The following is a 13485-nucleotide window of genomic DNA, read 5'->3' as shown; positions in this document are numbered from 1 at the left end:
GAATAAAATAGAAATAATGAGCCAAAGAATCAGAATCAAATTAAAGTCCTACGATTACAGCCTGGTTGATAAGTCAGCTGAGAAGATCGTTAAGACGGTAAAGCCTACGGGCGCAGTGGTTAGCGGTCCTATTCCCCTGCCCACGGAAAAGAAGATTTACACCGTGTTGCGTTCACCGCACGTGAACAAGAAAGCAAGGGAGCAGTTCCAGCTTTGCGCTTATAAACGACTGCTGGATATTTACAGCTCCACCGCTAAAACCGTAGACGCACTGATGAAGCTGGAATTGCCCAGCGGGGTGGAAGTTGAGATTAAGGTCTGACGACCTTAATAGTTTAAGGTTCAAAGTTCAAAGTTCAAGGTTGCTTTGCAACGGTTCAAGGTTTAAAGTTCAAGGTTTTCATGGAAACCTTTGCCGGAGAGCCGGAACTGGAAGAGCCTGATCAGGCTGGAAACGAAAAAGAGTAAATTAATTGGTAAGTCCCGGAAGAAAGTAAAAAAGAGAAGAAAGAGGTTCAAAGCCCAGGTTTGGAATTTGAAAGCCTGAACTTGGAAACTTTAAACCTTAAACTTCAAACTTTAAACTGCGCGCTTCGCGCGCTCCGGGATCGATGCTAAACTAAATAACATGTCAGGATTAATTGGTAAAAAGGTTGGAATGACCAGTATTTTTGATGCCGACGGGAAACAAGTTCCCTGTACGGTCATCGAAGCAGGGCCCTGTGTGGTTACGCAGGTAAAAACCCTGGAAAAGGACGGCTATACAGCTGTTCAGCTGGCTTACGACGAGAAGAAGGAAAAGAAGACTACCGCAGCGCTTGCCGGGCACTTTAAAAAGGCCGGTACCACTCCAAAGCGCCGCCTGGTGGAATTCAGGTATTTTGAAGAAGATAAGCAGCAGGGCGAAACCCTTACCGTGGAACTTTTCAATGAAGGTGATTTTATCGACGTAGTCGGCACTTCCAAGGGAAAAGGATTCCAGGGTGTTGTGAAAAGGCATAACTTCAGCGGTGTCGGCGGCCAGACTCACGGCCAGCACAACCGTCTGCGCGCTCCCGGTTCACTGGGTGCTTCCTCTTTCCCTTCAAGGGTATTTAAGGGCATGCGCATGGCAGGACGAACCGGAGGAGACCGGGTGAAGATCCAGAACCTGCGGGTAGTTAAAGTGTATCCCGAACAAAATGTACTGGTAGTAAGCGGATCTGTTCCGGGTGCTAAGGGCTCTTACGTAATCATTGAGAAATAACATGGAACTGAAGGTATTCGATATAACAGGCAAGGAAACGGGTAACAAGGTTACATTGTCTGATGAGGTATTCGGCATTGAGCCTAACGATCACGCGATTTACCTGGATGTAAAGCAGTACCTGGCTAACCAGCGCCAGGGCACCTCCAAGTCCAAGCAGCGGAATGAGATATCCGGGTCAACCCGTAAGCTCCACCGCCAGAAAGGTACCGGCGGATCCCGTAAAGGAAGTATTAAGAGCCCGGTGTTCCGGGGCGGGGGACGCATTTTCGGCCCGCAGCCCAGGGATTACGGTTTCAAGCTCAACAAGAAAACCAAGAAACTGGCCCGTAAATCGGCATTGAGCCATAAGGCAAAGGAAAATAATATAGTCGTATTGGCTGATTTCAATTTTGATGCACCCAAAACGAAAAATTACCTGAACCTGATCAACAGCCTGAAGCTGGACGGTGTAAAGAGCATGCTGGTCCTTCCGGGGAATGACAAAAATATTTTTCTCTCCAGCAGGAACCTGCAAAAGGCGAACGTGATCTCCGCAGGCGACCTCAATACCTACGACGTATTGAACGCGGGTAAGCTGCTGATCACCGAGAGCGCTGTTAAAACGATCGAGGAGGCGTTTACGAAGTAATTATGGAAATTTTAAAGAAACCGGTTCTGACTGAGAAAGTCACCCTGTTGACCGATAAGCTTAATAAATATGTTTTCCTCGTGGATCTGAAAGCAAACAAGATCCAGATCAGGGAAGCAGTTGAGAAAATGTACGGTGTAAGCGTTGCCGCTGTCAATACCCTCCGGTATGACGGTAAACGGAAAGCCCGCGGCACAAAACGCGGCTTTGTAAGCGGACGCTCGCCCCGTTTTAAGAAAGCGGTTGTATCCCTTGCCAGCGGTGATGCGATTGATTTTTACGGTAACGATTAATTCCAGAAGGAAATGGCAGTAAAAAGATTTAAACCGGTAACGCCGGGAACCAGATTCAGGATAGGAAGCAATTACAGCGACATTACCACTAATGTTCCTGAGAAGTCGCTTGTCGCCGTAAAGAAACGCAGCGGAGGAAGAAATCATAAAGGTAAAATGACCATGCGCTATATCGGCGGAGGGCATAAAAAGAAATACCGGATCATTGATTTCAAAAGGAACAAGTTTGATATTCCGGCCACCGTGGCTACGATCGAATATGATCCTAACCGTACCGCACGCATCGCGCTCTTACATTACGCTGACGGGGAAAAGCGGTACATTATTGCGCCGGAAGGCCTGAAGACAGGGCAGCAGGTAGTTTCAGGAGAGACCGCCGCCCCTGAAGTCGGGAATGCGCTTCCGCTAGGTAAGATGCCCCTGGGTTCCATTATTCATAATATTGAATTGAACCCCGGCCAGGGTGCTTCCATGGCGCGCAGTGCAGGCACATATGCCCAGCTGACCAACCGGGACGGCAAGTATGCAGTGATAAAACTTCCTTCAGGCGAGACCAGGCTGATACTTCAAACCTGCATGGCTACCATCGGTACGGTTTCCAACTCGGAGCATACCAATGAAAAGCTTGGAAAAGCGGGACGCAAACGCTGGCTTGGAAGAAGGCCCCGTACAAGAGGTGTTGCCATGAACCCGGTAGATCACCCGATGGGTGGTGGTGAAGGCCGTGCTTCAGGAGGCCATCCGCGTTCAAGGAAAGGCTTGCTTTCCAAAGGGTACAAGACCCGCCACGATAAGAAAGCGTCTAATCGTTATATCATAGAAAGAAGAAAGAAATAAGCCATGGCTCGTTCAATTAAAAAAGGCCCCTATATCGATCATAACCTGGAGAAGAAGGTGCTGACGTTGGTAGAATCCGGAAAAAAGTCGGTTCTGAAAACATGGTCACGCCGTTCTACCATTTCGCCTGATTTCGTGGGCCATACCTTTGCCGTTCATAATGGCAATAAGTTTATTCCGGTATATGTTACCGAAAACATGGTTGGGCATAAACTGGGTGAATTCGCTCCGACACGTACTTTCCGCGGACACTCAGGAGACAGAAAGAAATAAAAATTGAAAAATGGAAGCAGTTGCAAAATTAAGAGATTGTCCTACCTCTCCCCGCAAGATGCGCCTCGTAGTGGATCTGATCCGCGGGCAAAAGGTAGAATATGCTTTACATATACTGAAATACAACCCTAAAGAGGCATCTATCCGGCTGGAGAAATTACTGCTTTCAGCGGTAGCTAACTGGCAGGCTAAGAACGAAGGGGCGGCCATTGAGGAGAGCGGGTTGATCGTAAAGGAAGCCTTCGTTGACGGCGGCCGGCAACTGAAGCGGTTACGTCCTGCTCCGCAGGGAAGAGGGCACCGTATCAGGAAACGGTCCAACCACGTAACACTGGTTGTGGACAGCAAAAAAGATCAAAAAGAAAGCTAATCAAAGGAATAAATGGGACAAAAGACAAATCCGGTAGGTAATAGATTGGGCATCATCCGCGGATGGGAGTCTAACTGGTACGGCGGTAATAACTATGCCGATAAGCTGGTAGAAGACGAAAAGATCCGCAAGTATCTGCGTGCCCGTATCACCAAGGGCGGCGTGTCTAAAATAGTAATTGAACGGACGCTGAAGCGCATTACTGTCACTATTCATACGGCCCGTCCGGGAATCGTGATCGGTAAAGGCGGCCAGGAAGTGGATAAGATCAAAGAAGAGCTTAAAAAGCTTACCAAGAAGGACGTTCAGATCAATATTTTCGAAATAAAGCGCCCTGAAGTAGATGCACAGCTGGTAGGCGAAAGCATTGCCAGGCAGCTCGAAGCCCGGATTTCGTTCCGTCGTGCCATGAAAACTGCATTGGCTTCTACCATGCGCATGGGTGCGGAAGGCATTAAGGTAATGGTCTCCGGCCGTGTCGGAGGAGCTGAAATGGCCCGTACGGAACAGTACAAAGAGGGAAGAGTGCCTTTGCACACTTTCCGGGCCGATATCGATTACGCGCTTACCGAAGCTCAGACCACCTATGGAAAACTGGGTGTGAAAGTATGGATCTGCAAGGGTGAAGTATTTGGTAAGAGAGACCTTTCGCCAAATATCACCGGCAACACCGGCGGCGGCGGCAGAAGTTCGCGTGATATGGATCAGCAGCGTGATCGTCGTCCGGGTGGCGGCGGAGGAAATCGCGGTGGCAGAAGAAAAAAACAATAGTCAGTTTGGAAATTTTCTGATTTTCAAGTCAATTTAGTAGCGATGTTACAGCCAAAGAGAACCAAGTTCAGGAAGATGCAAAAAGGCCGGATGAAAGGCAATGCCAAGAGAGGGCATGAACTCGCATTCGGTTCTTTCGGAATAAAATCACTGGAAACCTGTTGGATTACCGCCCGGCAGATCGAAGCCGCCCGTATCGCGGTAACCCGTTTCATGAAACGTGAAGGCCAGGTATGGATCCGGATTTTCCCGGATAAACCGGTAACGAAGAAGCCGGCAGAAGTGCGGATGGGTAAAGGTAAGGGAGCTCCGGAATACTGGGTGGCCCCTGTGAAGCCCGGAAGGATCCTGTTTGAAGCCGAAGGCGTTCCGCTGGATGTTGCCCGCGAAGCCATGCGCCTGGCGGCGCAGAAGCTCCCGGTGACGACCAAATTTATCGTACGCAGGGATTACGCTGAGTAATCACAAATATAATTTCACACATGAAATACGAAGAGGTAAAAGAGTTAACCACGCAGGAACTGACCGACCGCATCGCTGAGGAGGAATCCAATCTGACCCGGCTTAAGTTCAGTCATGCTGTATCGGCCCTTGAAAACCCGTTGAGGATCAGGTTGCTGAAAAGGGACATTGCCCGTTTGAATACCGAATTGACCCGTCGCCGGAAAGAGGCTACTAATTAATAGCAGAAAATGGAAAGGAATTTAAGAAAAACCAGGATAGGCCAGGTTGTCAGCAACAAGATGGACAAGTCCATTTTGGTGACCGTAGAGCGGAAGGTGAAACACCCTATTTACGGCAAGTTCGTTAACAAGGCAACCAAGTTCATGGCTCATGATGAAAAGAATGAGTGCAATATCGGCGATAAGGTCCTGATCATGGAAACCCGCCCGCTGAGCAAGAACAAGAACTGGCGGTTAGTCAATATCATTGAAAGGGCAAAATAATGATACAGCAGGAAACCAGGTTAAATGTAGCTGATAACAGCGGCGCCAAAGAGGTGCTTTGTATCAGGGTACTCGGAGGAACGGGTAAGCGGTACGCAACGCTCGGCGACAAGATCGTTGTGACCGTAAAACAGGCTGTTTCTTCAGGCAATATAAAAAAGGGGTCGGTATCCAAGGCGGTGGTAGTACGTACCAAGAAAGAAGTTCGCCGGAAAGACGGTTCCTATATTCGTTTTGACGATAATGCTGCTGTGTTGCTGAATGCGACCGATGAGCCGCGGGGCACCCGTATTTTCGGGCCTGTTGCCAGGGAGCTTAGGGAAAAGCAGTTCATGAAGATCGTCTCATTAGCCCCGGAGGTATTGTAATATGGAAAGGAAGAAAAACAAGCAAGCCAAATTGCACCTGAAAAAAGGAGACCAGGTGCTAGTTATAACCGGCAACGACAAAGGTAAAGAAGGCAAGGTGCTGGAAGTACTTTCCGATAAGCAGCGCGCTTACGTAGAGGGAGCCAATATCGTATCCAAACATACCAAGCCTAACGCCAAGAACCCGAACGGGGGAATCGTTAAGCAGGAGGCCGCTATTCATATTTCCAACCTGATGGTGATTGACCCTAAATCAGGGAAAGCCAGCCGTACGGGCCGCAGGCTCAACGAGAACGGGAAGTTGGAAAGATATGCTAAAAAGTCAGGGGAGGTAATTAAGTAATGACTTATATTCCAAGATTAAAGACCAGGTACAAGGAAGAGATCGTTCCTGCACTGAAGGAAAAGTTTTCGTATAAAAGCGTGATGCAGGTGCCTCAGCTGGAAAAGATCTGTCTTAACCAGGGAGTCGGCGCAGGCGTAACCGACAAAAAGCTTGTCGATAACGCGGTAGAGGAAATGACTATTGTCAGCGGACAGCGCGCCATAGCCACTAAATCGAAAAAGGATATTTCCAATTTCAAGCTTCGTAAGAATATGCCTGTGGGCGTTCGTGTAACGCTTCGCGACAGGAAAATGTACGAATTCCTGGACAGGCTGATCTCCGTAGCGCTTCCGCGTATCCGCGACTTCCGCGGGATCTCAGACAAGGGCTTCGACGGACGCGGAAACTATACCATGGGCGTTACCGAACAGATCATCTTTCCCGAGATCAACATTGACAAGATCAATCGCATTGCGGGTATGGATATTACGTTTGTAACCTCCGCTACCACGGATGCAGAAGCGCTGGAACTTTTAAAACAATTTGGCTTACCATTCAGAAATCAAAATAACCAGTAATGGCAAAAGAAAGCATTAAAGCACGGGACCTGAAGCGCAGGCGGCTTGTTGAAAAATACGCAGAGAGAAGAGCAGAGCTGAAAGCAGCCGGCGACTGGGAAGCGCTTGACAAGCTTCCGCGCAATTCTTCATCTGTACGTGTGCGTAACCGCTGTAAATTAACGGGCCGCCCAAGGGGTTACATCCGCCAGTTCGGCATATCACGGGTAACGTTCCGCGACATGGCGCTGGCCGGAAAGATCCCCGGAGTAACCAAAGCGAGCTGGTAAGGCTTGATTTGGTTTTATTATAAAAAATTACGATCTTTGCCGCCCCGTATCCGCATCCTGAAGGGGGATGCCCGGAGGCGGCTTATGGATTAAATATATAGCTAAAAATACAATGCACGGCGATCCAATTTCAGATTATTTGACCAGAGTAAGGAATGCTGTTAAGGCCAACCACAGGGTTGTTGAAATTCCTGCATCTAATATCAAAAAGGAAATAACCAAGGTCCTTTTTGATAAGGGATACATTGCCAACTTTAAGTTCGAGGACAACGATATTCAGGGGACTATTAAGATCGCCCTTAAATATCACCCGGTAACCAAGATCCCGGCCATCCGGGCAATCAACCGGGTAAGTAAACCGGGCTCCCGCCGGTACGCCGATATGAAGACCATGCCGCGCGTACTCAACGGGCTGGGGATCGCAATCATTTCCACCTCAAGAGGGGTAATGACCGATAAGGAAGCCCGCCGCCTGAATATCGGCGGTGAAGTTCTATGTAGTGTTTATTAATAAAGCTGAAAGTAATCGTCCATGTCAAGAATAGGAAAACTACCCATTGAGGTCCCAAGCGGGGTAAAGGTAGACATAAGCGAAGATAATACCGTAAAGGTGAAAGGCCCCAAAGGGGAGCTTTCACAACAGGTAGACCGTGACATTACCATCAGTCTGGAAGAAGGCGTATTGCTGGTAAAACGGCCCTCGGAACAAAAACGCCATAAGGCGCTGCACGGTTTGTACCGTTCCCTTATCCATAATATGGTCAAAGGTGTTACTGAAGGATTTAAAATTGAGCAGGAGCTGGTTGGTGTAGGTTACCGCGCCAGTAACCAGGGCAATGTGCTTGACCTGGTACTCGGGTACTCCCACCACTTTGTTTTCCAGCTTCCGCCGGAAGTAAAGGTGACTACCGAAACCGTAAAGGGAAAGAATCCGAAGATCATTTTGGAAAGCATTGACAAGCAGCTGTTGGGACAAATAGCTGCAAAGATCCGCTCATTACGCGCACCTGAACCATATAAAGGAAAAGGTATCCGTTATGCGGGTGAAGTATTAAGAAGAAAAGCCGGTAAAGCAGCAGCTAAAAAATAATTGATCATGGCAAAGGGTAAAAGATTTTCACGCAGGGATCGTATACGGTTATCAATCCGTAAGCGCATAGCAGGGACGAGTGAGCGTCCGCGTCTTACTGTTTTCAGAAGCAATAAAGCCATTTATGCGCAATTGATCGACGACAATGAAGGCAAAACGTTACTGGCCGCATCTGTAAAGGATGTTGAGTCGACAGGAAATAAAACAGACCAATCAAAGGAAGTTGGCAAAAAGCTGGCTGAAAAGGCGGCTGCTGCCGGGATATCCGAAGTGGTGTTTGACAGGAACGGTTACCTGTACCACGGCCGTGTAAAGTCACTGGCTGACGGCGCCCGGGAAGGCGGTCTCCGGTTTTAATTTGAAATGAAATTGTCAGGAAAATGTCAACTGTAAACATAAAAAGAGTTAAGTCAAGCGAGATCGAGCTTAAAGACCGCCTGGTAGCGATAAAGAGGGTGGCCAAGGTCACCAAGGGCGGGCGTACTTTCAGCTTTTCGGCAATCGTAGTGGTAGGTGATGAAAACGGCGTGGTAGGCTATGGCCTGGGTAAGGCCAAGGAAGTTACCGAAGCCATTCAGAAAGGTATTGACGACGCAAAGAAGAACCTGATCAAGGTTCCTGTGTTAAAAGGAACGGTTCCTCATGAACAATACGGAAAGTATTCCGGCGGGTTTGTGCTGCTGAAACCTGCGGCACACGGTACCGGTGTAATCGCCGGCGGTTCCATGCGCGCTGTCCTTGAGAGCGCCGGTATCACCGACGTACTTGCCAAATCAAGAGGTTCATCCAATCCTCACAACGTAGTAAAGGCTACCATTGATGCGCTTGGCAAGCTTCGCGACCCGCTTGCTGTAGCAGATCAGCGGGGAGTAGACCTGGATAAAGTATTTAACGGATAGATAGGCAACCAACATGGCAAAGATTAAAATTACGCAGATCAGAAGCGTTATCGATAGAAGCGAAAAGCAAAAAAAGACCATGCGGGCACTTGGGCTTACCAAGATGAACAAGGCGGTGGAACTGGAAGCAACCCCCCAGATCATTGGCATGGTAAAGCAGGTTAGTCATTTGGTAGCTGTTGAAAAAATTTAAGTAGGATGAACTTAAGCACACTCACGCCGGCAGAAGGTTCGGTAAAGAAACGTAAGAGAATAGGAAGAGGCCCCGGTTCCGGCCGCGGCGGCACTTCAACCAGAGGGCATAAAGGCGCGGGTTCCCGCTCCGGTTATTCCAAGAAGATCGGGTTTGAAGGCGGGCAGATGCCTCTTCAGCGCCGTGTACCTAAATTCGGGTTTAAGAATATTAACCGGGTGGAGTATGTTGGCGTTAACCTGGATTCCCTGCAAAGCCTTGCAGAGCGGTTTAAATTAGAAAGCATTGACATCGATACCCTGAGAGAACACGGCCTGGTTTCTAAAAACGACCTGATAAAGGTATTGGGCAGGGGCGAGTTGACTGCAAAGCTGGAAGTTAAAGCTCACGCGTTTTCAGAAAGCGCCGTAAAAGCTATTGAAGCATTAGGCGGCAGCGCGGTTAAATTGCAGTAAGTAGATGAAGAAACTGATTGATACGCTGGTAAACATATGGAAGATTGAAGATCTTCGGACCAGGATATTGAATACCATCATGTTCCTGGCCATTTACCGTTTGGGATCATATGTAGTACTTCCGGGAGTTAATCCTGCCATCCTTAACCAGTCATTTGACCAGAGCGGACTTCTTGGGCTGCTGAATATGTTTGCCGGGGGAGCGTTTGCGAATGCTTCCGTAATGGCGCTTGGGGTGATGCCGTATATTTCGGCGTCCATTGTTATTCAGTTGCTGACGGTAGCGGTTCCTTATTTTCAGAAACTGCAGAAGGAAGGGGAAAGCGGGCGGAAGAAGATCAATCAGATCACACGTTATTTGACAATTATTATTACTGCCGGACAGGCAATGGCCTTTATCAAGGCGCAGGTCCCGGCCAATGCCATCATGGTGAACATGACGCTCTTTACCGTGTCTTCCGTCGTCATTCTTACCGCTGGAACCATGTTTGTCATGTGGCTTGGCGAGAAGATCACCGATAAAGGAATAGGCAACGGTATTTCGCTGATCATTATGATCGGTATTATTGCCTGGTTGCCCCAGGCCCTGATACAGGAAAGCGTTGCCAAATTTGAATCCGGTGGCGGCGGCCTTATTGCCCTGATCGTAGAAATGGTGGCGCTGGCCGTGGTGGTCATGTTCACCATCCTGCTGGTCCAAGGCGTCCGGAGAATACCGGTTCAGTACGCAAAGAGAATAGTAGGGAACAAGCAGTATGGCGGGGTAAGGCAGTATATTCCCCTGAAGGTGAATGCTGCCGGGGTAATGCCCATTATTTTCGCACAAGCCATTATGTTCATACCGGCAACCGTAGGGCAGATATTCCCTTCGGCTGCTGAGTCTGGCTTCTGGAGTTCCTTTAATGATTATACATCGGTAAGTTACAATGTAACGTTCGCCATACTGATTATTTTGTTCACGTATTTCTATACGGCAATTACGGTGAACCCGATGCAAATGGCGGAGGATATGAAAAAGAACGGAGGTTTTGTCCCCGGTGTAAAGCCAGGCAGGGCAACGGCCGACTTCATTGATACGATCATGTCCAGGATCACATTGCCTGGCTCGGTGTTTCTGGCGCTGATTGCCATACTGCCAGCCATTGCGGTGCAGGTAGGCGTTTCGTCTCAGTTTGCGCAATTTTACGGGGGAACCTCCCTGCTGATTATGGTAGGGGTTGTTCTTGACACGCTGCAGCAGATTGAAAGCCACTTGTTGATGAGGCATTACGATGGTCTGATGAAAACCGGCCGGATCAAGGGAAGAGCGGCAGTAGGCGCTTCCATATAATCGGGATTCAGGAGCGGATGATATATTATAAGACAGCGGAAGAAATTGAATTAATTCGCAAGAGTTCTTTGCTTGTTTCGAAAACCCTCGCTGAAATTGCAGGGATGATCAAACCCGGGATAACCGGTATTGCCCTGGATAAAAGAGCGGAGGAATTCATACGGGATCATGGCGCGGAGCCTGCTTTTAAAGGCTTCAACGGTTTCCCTTACTCACTCTGCATATCGCCGAATGATAAGGTGGTGCATGGTTTTCCCTCGGAGGAAGAGTTGAAAGAAGGGGATATCATCTCTGTTGACTGCGGCGTTGCCTGGAACGGTTTTATAGGTGATTCTGCCTACACCTTTGCGGTTGGGGCCATCAGCGAAGACCTTCAGACCCTGCTGGACGTTACTAAGGAATGCCTGCGACGGGGTGTTGAGAAGGCGACGGCCGGCAACCGGGTAGGGGATATCAGTTATGCTGTTCAGGAATATGCCGCACAATTTAACTACGGGATCGTTAAGGAACTGGTAGGGCACGGAGTAGGCAAGGAGTTGCATGAAAAACCGGAGATCCCCAATTTTGGAAAAAGGGGAAGCGGGCCGAAGCTGGAAGAAGGAATGGTAATTGCTATTGAACCGATGATCAATATGGGGACGGCAAGAGTGAAGTTCTGGGATGACGGCTGGACGGTTTCCACCAAAGACGGTAAGGCATCGGCGCATTTTGAACACACGGTGGCGATCAAAAAGGGGAAAGCTGAAATGCTGTCGACTTTTGAATGCATTGAAGAACGCATAAAGCAAAACTGAATACATGGCAAAACAAGCCTCGATTGAACAAGATGGTATTATAAAGGAAGCATTGTCAAACGCGATGTTCCGTGTGGAGCTGGAGAACGGCCACGAGATCATCGCGCATATTTCCGGGAAGATGCGAATGCACTACATCCGGATACTTCCCGGCGACCGGGTGAAGCTGGAGCTGTCGCCGTACGATCTGTCAAAGGGGCGGATAGTTTACCGGTACAAATAATAGCAAGTAGCAAGACAATATAAACGATGAAAGTTAGAGCATCCATAAAAAAACGTAGTGTTGATTGCAAGATCATCAGGCGCAAGGGCAAGTTGTACGTGATCAACAAGAAGAACCCGAAGTACAAGCAACGTCAGGGATAATCATTGATTGAAAATTAAAATATGGCAAGGATAGCAGGTATTGATTTACCGAGAAACAAAAGAGGGGAGATAGGGCTGACCTATATTTTCGGCATAGGCCGTTCCACGGCCCGGAATATCTTGACCCAGGCAGGAGTTGATGTTAACACGAAAGTGGAAGAATGGACTGACGACCAGTTGACGGCCATCCGGACCGTTATCAATGAAATTAAGGTTGAAGGTGCGTTGCGCTCCGAAATACAGCTTAATATTAAGCGCCTGATGGATATTGGCTGCTATCGCGGAACCCGTCACCGGAAAGGCCTGCCACTTCGCGGTCAGAAGACGAAGAACAACTCCCGCACCCGTAAGGGAAGACGCAAGACAGTTGCCAACAAGAAGAAAGCGACCAAGTAATATATTTAAGAGATGGCTAAAGCTAAGAAAACTGCAAAAAAACGTGTTGTTCATGTGGAGGCAAGCGGACAGGCCCACATTAGTGCAACATTTAATAATATCATTATTACCCTTACCAATAACAGCGGACAGGTAATTTCCTGGTCCTCTGCCGGTAAGATGGGCTTCCGGGGTTCTAAGAAGAATACACCCTATGCAGCTGCCCAGGCAGCAATTGACTGCACCAAAACAGCTTACGATCTTGGTTTGCGCAAAGTAGAAGTTTTCGTGAAGGGCCCGGGATCCGGTCGCGAGTCGGCAATGAGGACCATGCAGCAGAACGGTTTGGAGATTCTTACCATCCGCGATATTACGCCAATGCCTCATAACGGCTGCCGCCCCCCGAAAAGAAGAAGAGTATAAATAGTCGAAATTTTCAAATAGTTTATAATGGCAAGATATACTGGCCCAAAATCAAAAATCGCCCGCAAGTTCCGCGAGCCTATCTTCGGCCCTGATAAAGCACTGGAGAAGAAGAACTATCCTCCCGGCATGCATGGCACTTCGAAGAGGCGCAACAAGCAGTCTGAATACGCGCTGCAGCTGATGGAGAAACAAAAGGCGAAATATACTTACGGGCTCCTTGAACGGCAGTTTGCCCGTCTTTTCGATAAGGCGAGCAGGAAAGAAGGCGTTACCGGCGAGCTGCTGCTGAAATACCTGGAAGCGAGACTGGACAATACAGTATTCCGCCTGGGTATTGCCCCTACGCGTGCAGCCGCACGCCAACTGGTGAGTCATCGTCATATCGTGGTAAATGACCAGGTGGTAAATATTCCTTCTTATGAGCTTCGTCCGGGAGATATCGTGCAGGTAAGGGAGCGTTCACAGTCGCTTGAAGCGATCACTGAATCCCTGTCTGTTCCCCGCGCAGGCCGGTACAACTGGCTTGAATGGGACGAAAAAAGCCTGAGCGGTAAGTTTCTTAATTTCCCGGATCGCGATCAGATTCCCGAGAACATTAAGGAGCAGCTTATCGTGGAGCTCTATTCTAAATAATTAATAACCTTTTTAT

General features: G+C 48.6%; 28 protein-coding genes. All 28 read left to right on the top strand.

Going from position 1 to position 13485, the window contains the following annotated elements; all coding sequences use genetic code 11:
- The first annotated feature begins 16 nt into the window (after positions 1 to 16).
- The 28 genes from rpsJ (at position 17) to rpsD (ending at position 13469) form a co-directional block, all read left to right on the top strand.
- Entirely contained in the window at positions 17 to 322 is a 306-nt protein-coding gene (rpsJ, locus tag FRZ59_RS18135) for a 30S ribosomal protein S10 (protein ID WP_132130388.1), read from the top strand.
- A 306-nt stretch (positions 323 to 628) separates the two neighbouring features.
- Positions 629 to 1246: a 50S ribosomal protein L3 gene (gene rplC, locus FRZ59_RS18130; RefSeq protein WP_132130389.1), complete on the top strand. Its 618-nt coding sequence runs from the start codon at positions 629 to 631 to the stop codon at positions 1244 to 1246.
- 1 nt (position 1247) lies between these two features.
- Entirely contained in the window at positions 1248 to 1877 is a 630-nt protein-coding gene (gene rplD / locus FRZ59_RS18125) for a 50S ribosomal protein L4 (RefSeq protein ID WP_132130390.1), read from the top strand.
- A 2-nt stretch (positions 1878 to 1879) separates the two neighbouring features.
- Positions 1880 to 2170: a 50S ribosomal protein L23 gene (gene rplW / locus FRZ59_RS18120; protein ID WP_132130391.1), complete on the top strand. Its 291-nt coding sequence runs from the start codon at positions 1880 to 1882 to the stop codon at positions 2168 to 2170.
- Positions 2171 to 2182: 12 nt separating this feature from the next.
- Positions 2183 to 3007, top strand: a complete 825-nt coding sequence (rplB, locus tag FRZ59_RS18115) for a 50S ribosomal protein L2 (protein ID WP_132130392.1) — start codon at positions 2183 to 2185, stop codon at positions 3005 to 3007.
- A 3-nt stretch (positions 3008 to 3010) separates the two neighbouring features.
- Positions 3011 to 3280, top strand: coding sequence for a 30S ribosomal protein S19 (gene rpsS / locus FRZ59_RS18110; protein WP_132130393.1), 270 nt, complete (start codon positions 3011 to 3013; stop codon positions 3278 to 3280).
- Positions 3281 to 3290: 10 nt separating this feature from the next.
- Positions 3291 to 3650, top strand: a complete 360-nt coding sequence (rplV, locus tag FRZ59_RS18105; protein WP_132130394.1) for a 50S ribosomal protein L22 — start codon at positions 3291 to 3293, stop codon at positions 3648 to 3650.
- A 12-nt stretch (positions 3651 to 3662) separates the two neighbouring features.
- Positions 3663 to 4421, top strand: coding sequence for a 30S ribosomal protein S3 (rpsC, locus tag FRZ59_RS18100; RefSeq protein WP_132130395.1), 759 nt, complete (start codon positions 3663 to 3665; stop codon positions 4419 to 4421).
- A 42-nt stretch (positions 4422 to 4463) separates the two neighbouring features.
- On the top strand, positions 4464 to 4883 hold the full coding sequence (gene rplP, locus FRZ59_RS18095; RefSeq protein ID WP_132130396.1) for a 50S ribosomal protein L16: 420 nt from the start codon (positions 4464 to 4466) through the stop codon (positions 4881 to 4883).
- 20 nt (positions 4884 to 4903) lie between these two features.
- The gene (gene rpmC / locus FRZ59_RS18090) at positions 4904 to 5104 is read left to right on the top strand and encodes a 50S ribosomal protein L29 (RefSeq protein ID WP_132130397.1); all 201 of its coding nucleotides are present in this window, start codon (positions 4904 to 4906) and stop codon (positions 5102 to 5104) included.
- Between the two features lie 9 nt (positions 5105 to 5113).
- Positions 5114 to 5368, top strand: coding sequence for a 30S ribosomal protein S17 (rpsQ, locus tag FRZ59_RS18085; RefSeq protein WP_132130398.1), 255 nt, complete (start codon positions 5114 to 5116; stop codon positions 5366 to 5368).
- Entirely contained in the window at positions 5368 to 5736 is a 369-nt protein-coding gene (rplN, locus tag FRZ59_RS18080; RefSeq protein WP_132130399.1) for a 50S ribosomal protein L14, read from the top strand. The genes rpsQ and rplN overlap by 1 nt, the downstream gene beginning before the upstream one ends.
- Before the next feature lies 1 nt (position 5737).
- Positions 5738 to 6079: a 50S ribosomal protein L24 gene (gene rplX / locus FRZ59_RS18075; protein ID WP_132130400.1), complete on the top strand. Its 342-nt coding sequence runs from the start codon at positions 5738 to 5740 to the stop codon at positions 6077 to 6079.
- Complete coding sequence (rplE, locus tag FRZ59_RS18070) at positions 6079 to 6639, top strand: 50S ribosomal protein L5 (protein ID WP_132130401.1); 561 nt, start codon at positions 6079 to 6081, stop codon at positions 6637 to 6639. The genes rplX and rplE overlap by 1 nt, the downstream gene beginning before the upstream one ends.
- Positions 6639 to 6908 carry a 30S ribosomal protein S14 gene (gene rpsN, locus FRZ59_RS18065; RefSeq protein WP_132130402.1) on the top strand — a complete coding sequence of 90 codons (270 nt, stop codon included), beginning with the start codon at positions 6639 to 6641 and terminating at the stop codon, positions 6906 to 6908. Before rplE ends, rpsN begins: the two co-directional genes overlap by 1 nt.
- Before the next feature lie 112 nt (positions 6909 to 7020).
- On the top strand, positions 7021 to 7419 hold the full coding sequence (rpsH, locus tag FRZ59_RS18060) for a 30S ribosomal protein S8 (protein ID WP_132130403.1): 399 nt from the start codon (positions 7021 to 7023) through the stop codon (positions 7417 to 7419).
- Positions 7420 to 7440: 21 nt separating this feature from the next.
- On the top strand, positions 7441 to 7998 hold the full coding sequence (gene rplF, locus FRZ59_RS18055) for a 50S ribosomal protein L6 (protein ID WP_132130404.1): 558 nt from the start codon (positions 7441 to 7443) through the stop codon (positions 7996 to 7998).
- 6 nt (positions 7999 to 8004) lie between these two features.
- The gene (gene rplR, locus FRZ59_RS18050; RefSeq protein WP_132130405.1) at positions 8005 to 8355 is read left to right on the top strand and encodes a 50S ribosomal protein L18; all 351 of its coding nucleotides are present in this window, start codon (positions 8005 to 8007) and stop codon (positions 8353 to 8355) included.
- A 23-nt stretch (positions 8356 to 8378) separates the two neighbouring features.
- Positions 8379 to 8897: a 30S ribosomal protein S5 gene (gene rpsE, locus FRZ59_RS18045; RefSeq protein WP_132130406.1), complete on the top strand. Its 519-nt coding sequence runs from the start codon at positions 8379 to 8381 to the stop codon at positions 8895 to 8897.
- Positions 8898 to 8910: 13 nt separating this feature from the next.
- Positions 8911 to 9090, top strand: coding sequence for a 50S ribosomal protein L30 (gene rpmD, locus FRZ59_RS18040; RefSeq protein ID WP_132130407.1), 180 nt, complete (start codon positions 8911 to 8913; stop codon positions 9088 to 9090).
- Between the two features lie 5 nt (positions 9091 to 9095).
- A complete protein-coding gene (gene rplO, locus FRZ59_RS18035; RefSeq protein WP_132130408.1) occupies positions 9096 to 9545 on the top strand; it encodes a 50S ribosomal protein L15 in 450 nt (149 codons plus the stop codon).
- 4 nt (positions 9546 to 9549) lie between these two features.
- Positions 9550 to 10875: a preprotein translocase subunit SecY gene (secY, locus tag FRZ59_RS18030; protein ID WP_132130409.1), complete on the top strand. Its 1326-nt coding sequence runs from the start codon at positions 9550 to 9552 to the stop codon at positions 10873 to 10875.
- A gap of 17 nt (positions 10876 to 10892) precedes the next feature.
- A complete protein-coding gene (gene map, locus FRZ59_RS18025) occupies positions 10893 to 11669 on the top strand; it encodes a type I methionyl aminopeptidase (RefSeq protein WP_132130410.1) in 777 nt (258 codons plus the stop codon).
- Positions 11670 to 11673: 4 nt separating this feature from the next.
- Positions 11674 to 11892: a translation initiation factor IF-1 gene (gene infA, locus FRZ59_RS18020; RefSeq protein WP_132130411.1), complete on the top strand. Its 219-nt coding sequence runs from the start codon at positions 11674 to 11676 to the stop codon at positions 11890 to 11892.
- 26 nt (positions 11893 to 11918) lie between these two features.
- Complete coding sequence (rpmJ, locus tag FRZ59_RS18015; protein WP_096350152.1) at positions 11919 to 12035, top strand: 50S ribosomal protein L36; 117 nt, start codon at positions 11919 to 11921, stop codon at positions 12033 to 12035.
- 21 nt (positions 12036 to 12056) lie between these two features.
- A complete protein-coding gene (rpsM, locus tag FRZ59_RS18010) occupies positions 12057 to 12431 on the top strand; it encodes a 30S ribosomal protein S13 (protein ID WP_132130412.1) in 375 nt (124 codons plus the stop codon).
- Positions 12432 to 12443: 12 nt separating this feature from the next.
- Complete coding sequence (rpsK, locus tag FRZ59_RS18005) at positions 12444 to 12833, top strand: 30S ribosomal protein S11 (protein ID WP_132130413.1); 390 nt, start codon at positions 12444 to 12446, stop codon at positions 12831 to 12833.
- 27 nt (positions 12834 to 12860) lie between these two features.
- A complete protein-coding gene (rpsD, locus tag FRZ59_RS18000; RefSeq protein WP_132130414.1) occupies positions 12861 to 13469 on the top strand; it encodes a 30S ribosomal protein S4 in 609 nt (202 codons plus the stop codon).
- Positions 13470 to 13485: the final 16 nt, after the last annotated feature.

The sequence above is a fragment of the Anseongella ginsenosidimutans genome (genome assembly GCF_008033235.1).
Classification (GTDB): Bacteria; Bacteroidota; Bacteroidia; order Sphingobacteriales; family Sphingobacteriaceae; genus Anseongella; species Anseongella ginsenosidimutans.
Note: the sequence above shows the minus strand (reverse complement) of the source record. Positions and strands in the feature narration are given on the sequence as shown.

Excerpts from the sequence above, each read along its gene's own strand:
- rpsJ (WP_132130388.1), top strand. The coding sequence starts at position 17 with ATGAGCCAAAGAATCAGAATCAAATTAAAGTCCTACGATTACAGCCTG.
- rplC (WP_132130389.1), top strand. The coding sequence starts at position 629 with ATGTCAGGATTAATTGGTAAAAAGGTTGGAATGACCAGTATTTTTGAT.
- rplD (WP_132130390.1), top strand. The coding sequence starts at position 1,248 with ATGGAACTGAAGGTATTCGATATAACAGGCAAGGAAACGGGTAACAAG.
- rplW (WP_132130391.1), top strand. The coding sequence starts at position 1,880 with ATGGAAATTTTAAAGAAACCGGTTCTGACTGAGAAAGTCACCCTGTTG.
- rplB (WP_132130392.1), top strand. The coding sequence starts at position 2,183 with ATGGCAGTAAAAAGATTTAAACCGGTAACGCCGGGAACCAGATTCAGG.
- rpsS (WP_132130393.1), top strand. The coding sequence starts at position 3,011 with ATGGCTCGTTCAATTAAAAAAGGCCCCTATATCGATCATAACCTGGAG.
- rplV (WP_132130394.1), top strand. The coding sequence starts at position 3,291 with ATGGAAGCAGTTGCAAAATTAAGAGATTGTCCTACCTCTCCCCGCAAG.
- rpsC (WP_132130395.1), top strand. The coding sequence starts at position 3,663 with ATGGGACAAAAGACAAATCCGGTAGGTAATAGATTGGGCATCATCCGC.
- rplP (WP_132130396.1), top strand. The coding sequence starts at position 4,464 with ATGTTACAGCCAAAGAGAACCAAGTTCAGGAAGATGCAAAAAGGCCGG.
- rpmC (WP_132130397.1), top strand. The coding sequence starts at position 4,904 with ATGAAATACGAAGAGGTAAAAGAGTTAACCACGCAGGAACTGACCGAC.
- rpsQ (WP_132130398.1), top strand. The coding sequence starts at position 5,114 with ATGGAAAGGAATTTAAGAAAAACCAGGATAGGCCAGGTTGTCAGCAAC.
- rplN (WP_132130399.1), top strand. The coding sequence starts at position 5,368 with ATGATACAGCAGGAAACCAGGTTAAATGTAGCTGATAACAGCGGCGCC.
- rplX (WP_132130400.1), top strand. The coding sequence starts at position 5,738 with ATGGAAAGGAAGAAAAACAAGCAAGCCAAATTGCACCTGAAAAAAGGA.
- rplE (WP_132130401.1), top strand. The coding sequence starts at position 6,079 with ATGACTTATATTCCAAGATTAAAGACCAGGTACAAGGAAGAGATCGTT.
- rpsN (WP_132130402.1), top strand. The coding sequence starts at position 6,639 with ATGGCAAAAGAAAGCATTAAAGCACGGGACCTGAAGCGCAGGCGGCTT.
- rpsH (WP_132130403.1), top strand. The coding sequence starts at position 7,021 with ATGCACGGCGATCCAATTTCAGATTATTTGACCAGAGTAAGGAATGCT.
- rplF (WP_132130404.1), top strand. The coding sequence starts at position 7,441 with ATGTCAAGAATAGGAAAACTACCCATTGAGGTCCCAAGCGGGGTAAAG.
- rplR (WP_132130405.1), top strand. The coding sequence starts at position 8,005 with ATGGCAAAGGGTAAAAGATTTTCACGCAGGGATCGTATACGGTTATCA.
- rpsE (WP_132130406.1), top strand. The coding sequence starts at position 8,379 with ATGTCAACTGTAAACATAAAAAGAGTTAAGTCAAGCGAGATCGAGCTT.
- rpmD (WP_132130407.1), top strand. The coding sequence starts at position 8,911 with ATGGCAAAGATTAAAATTACGCAGATCAGAAGCGTTATCGATAGAAGC.
- rplO (WP_132130408.1), top strand. The coding sequence starts at position 9,096 with ATGAACTTAAGCACACTCACGCCGGCAGAAGGTTCGGTAAAGAAACGT.
- secY (WP_132130409.1), top strand. The coding sequence starts at position 9,550 with ATGAAGAAACTGATTGATACGCTGGTAAACATATGGAAGATTGAAGAT.
- map (WP_132130410.1), top strand. The coding sequence starts at position 10,893 with ATGATATATTATAAGACAGCGGAAGAAATTGAATTAATTCGCAAGAGT.
- infA (WP_132130411.1), top strand. The coding sequence starts at position 11,674 with ATGGCAAAACAAGCCTCGATTGAACAAGATGGTATTATAAAGGAAGCA.
- rpmJ (WP_096350152.1), top strand. The coding sequence starts at position 11,919 with ATGAAAGTTAGAGCATCCATAAAAAAACGTAGTGTTGATTGCAAGATC.
- rpsM (WP_132130412.1), top strand. The coding sequence starts at position 12,057 with ATGGCAAGGATAGCAGGTATTGATTTACCGAGAAACAAAAGAGGGGAG.
- rpsK (WP_132130413.1), top strand. The coding sequence starts at position 12,444 with ATGGCTAAAGCTAAGAAAACTGCAAAAAAACGTGTTGTTCATGTGGAG.
- rpsD (WP_132130414.1), top strand. The coding sequence starts at position 12,861 with ATGGCAAGATATACTGGCCCAAAATCAAAAATCGCCCGCAAGTTCCGC.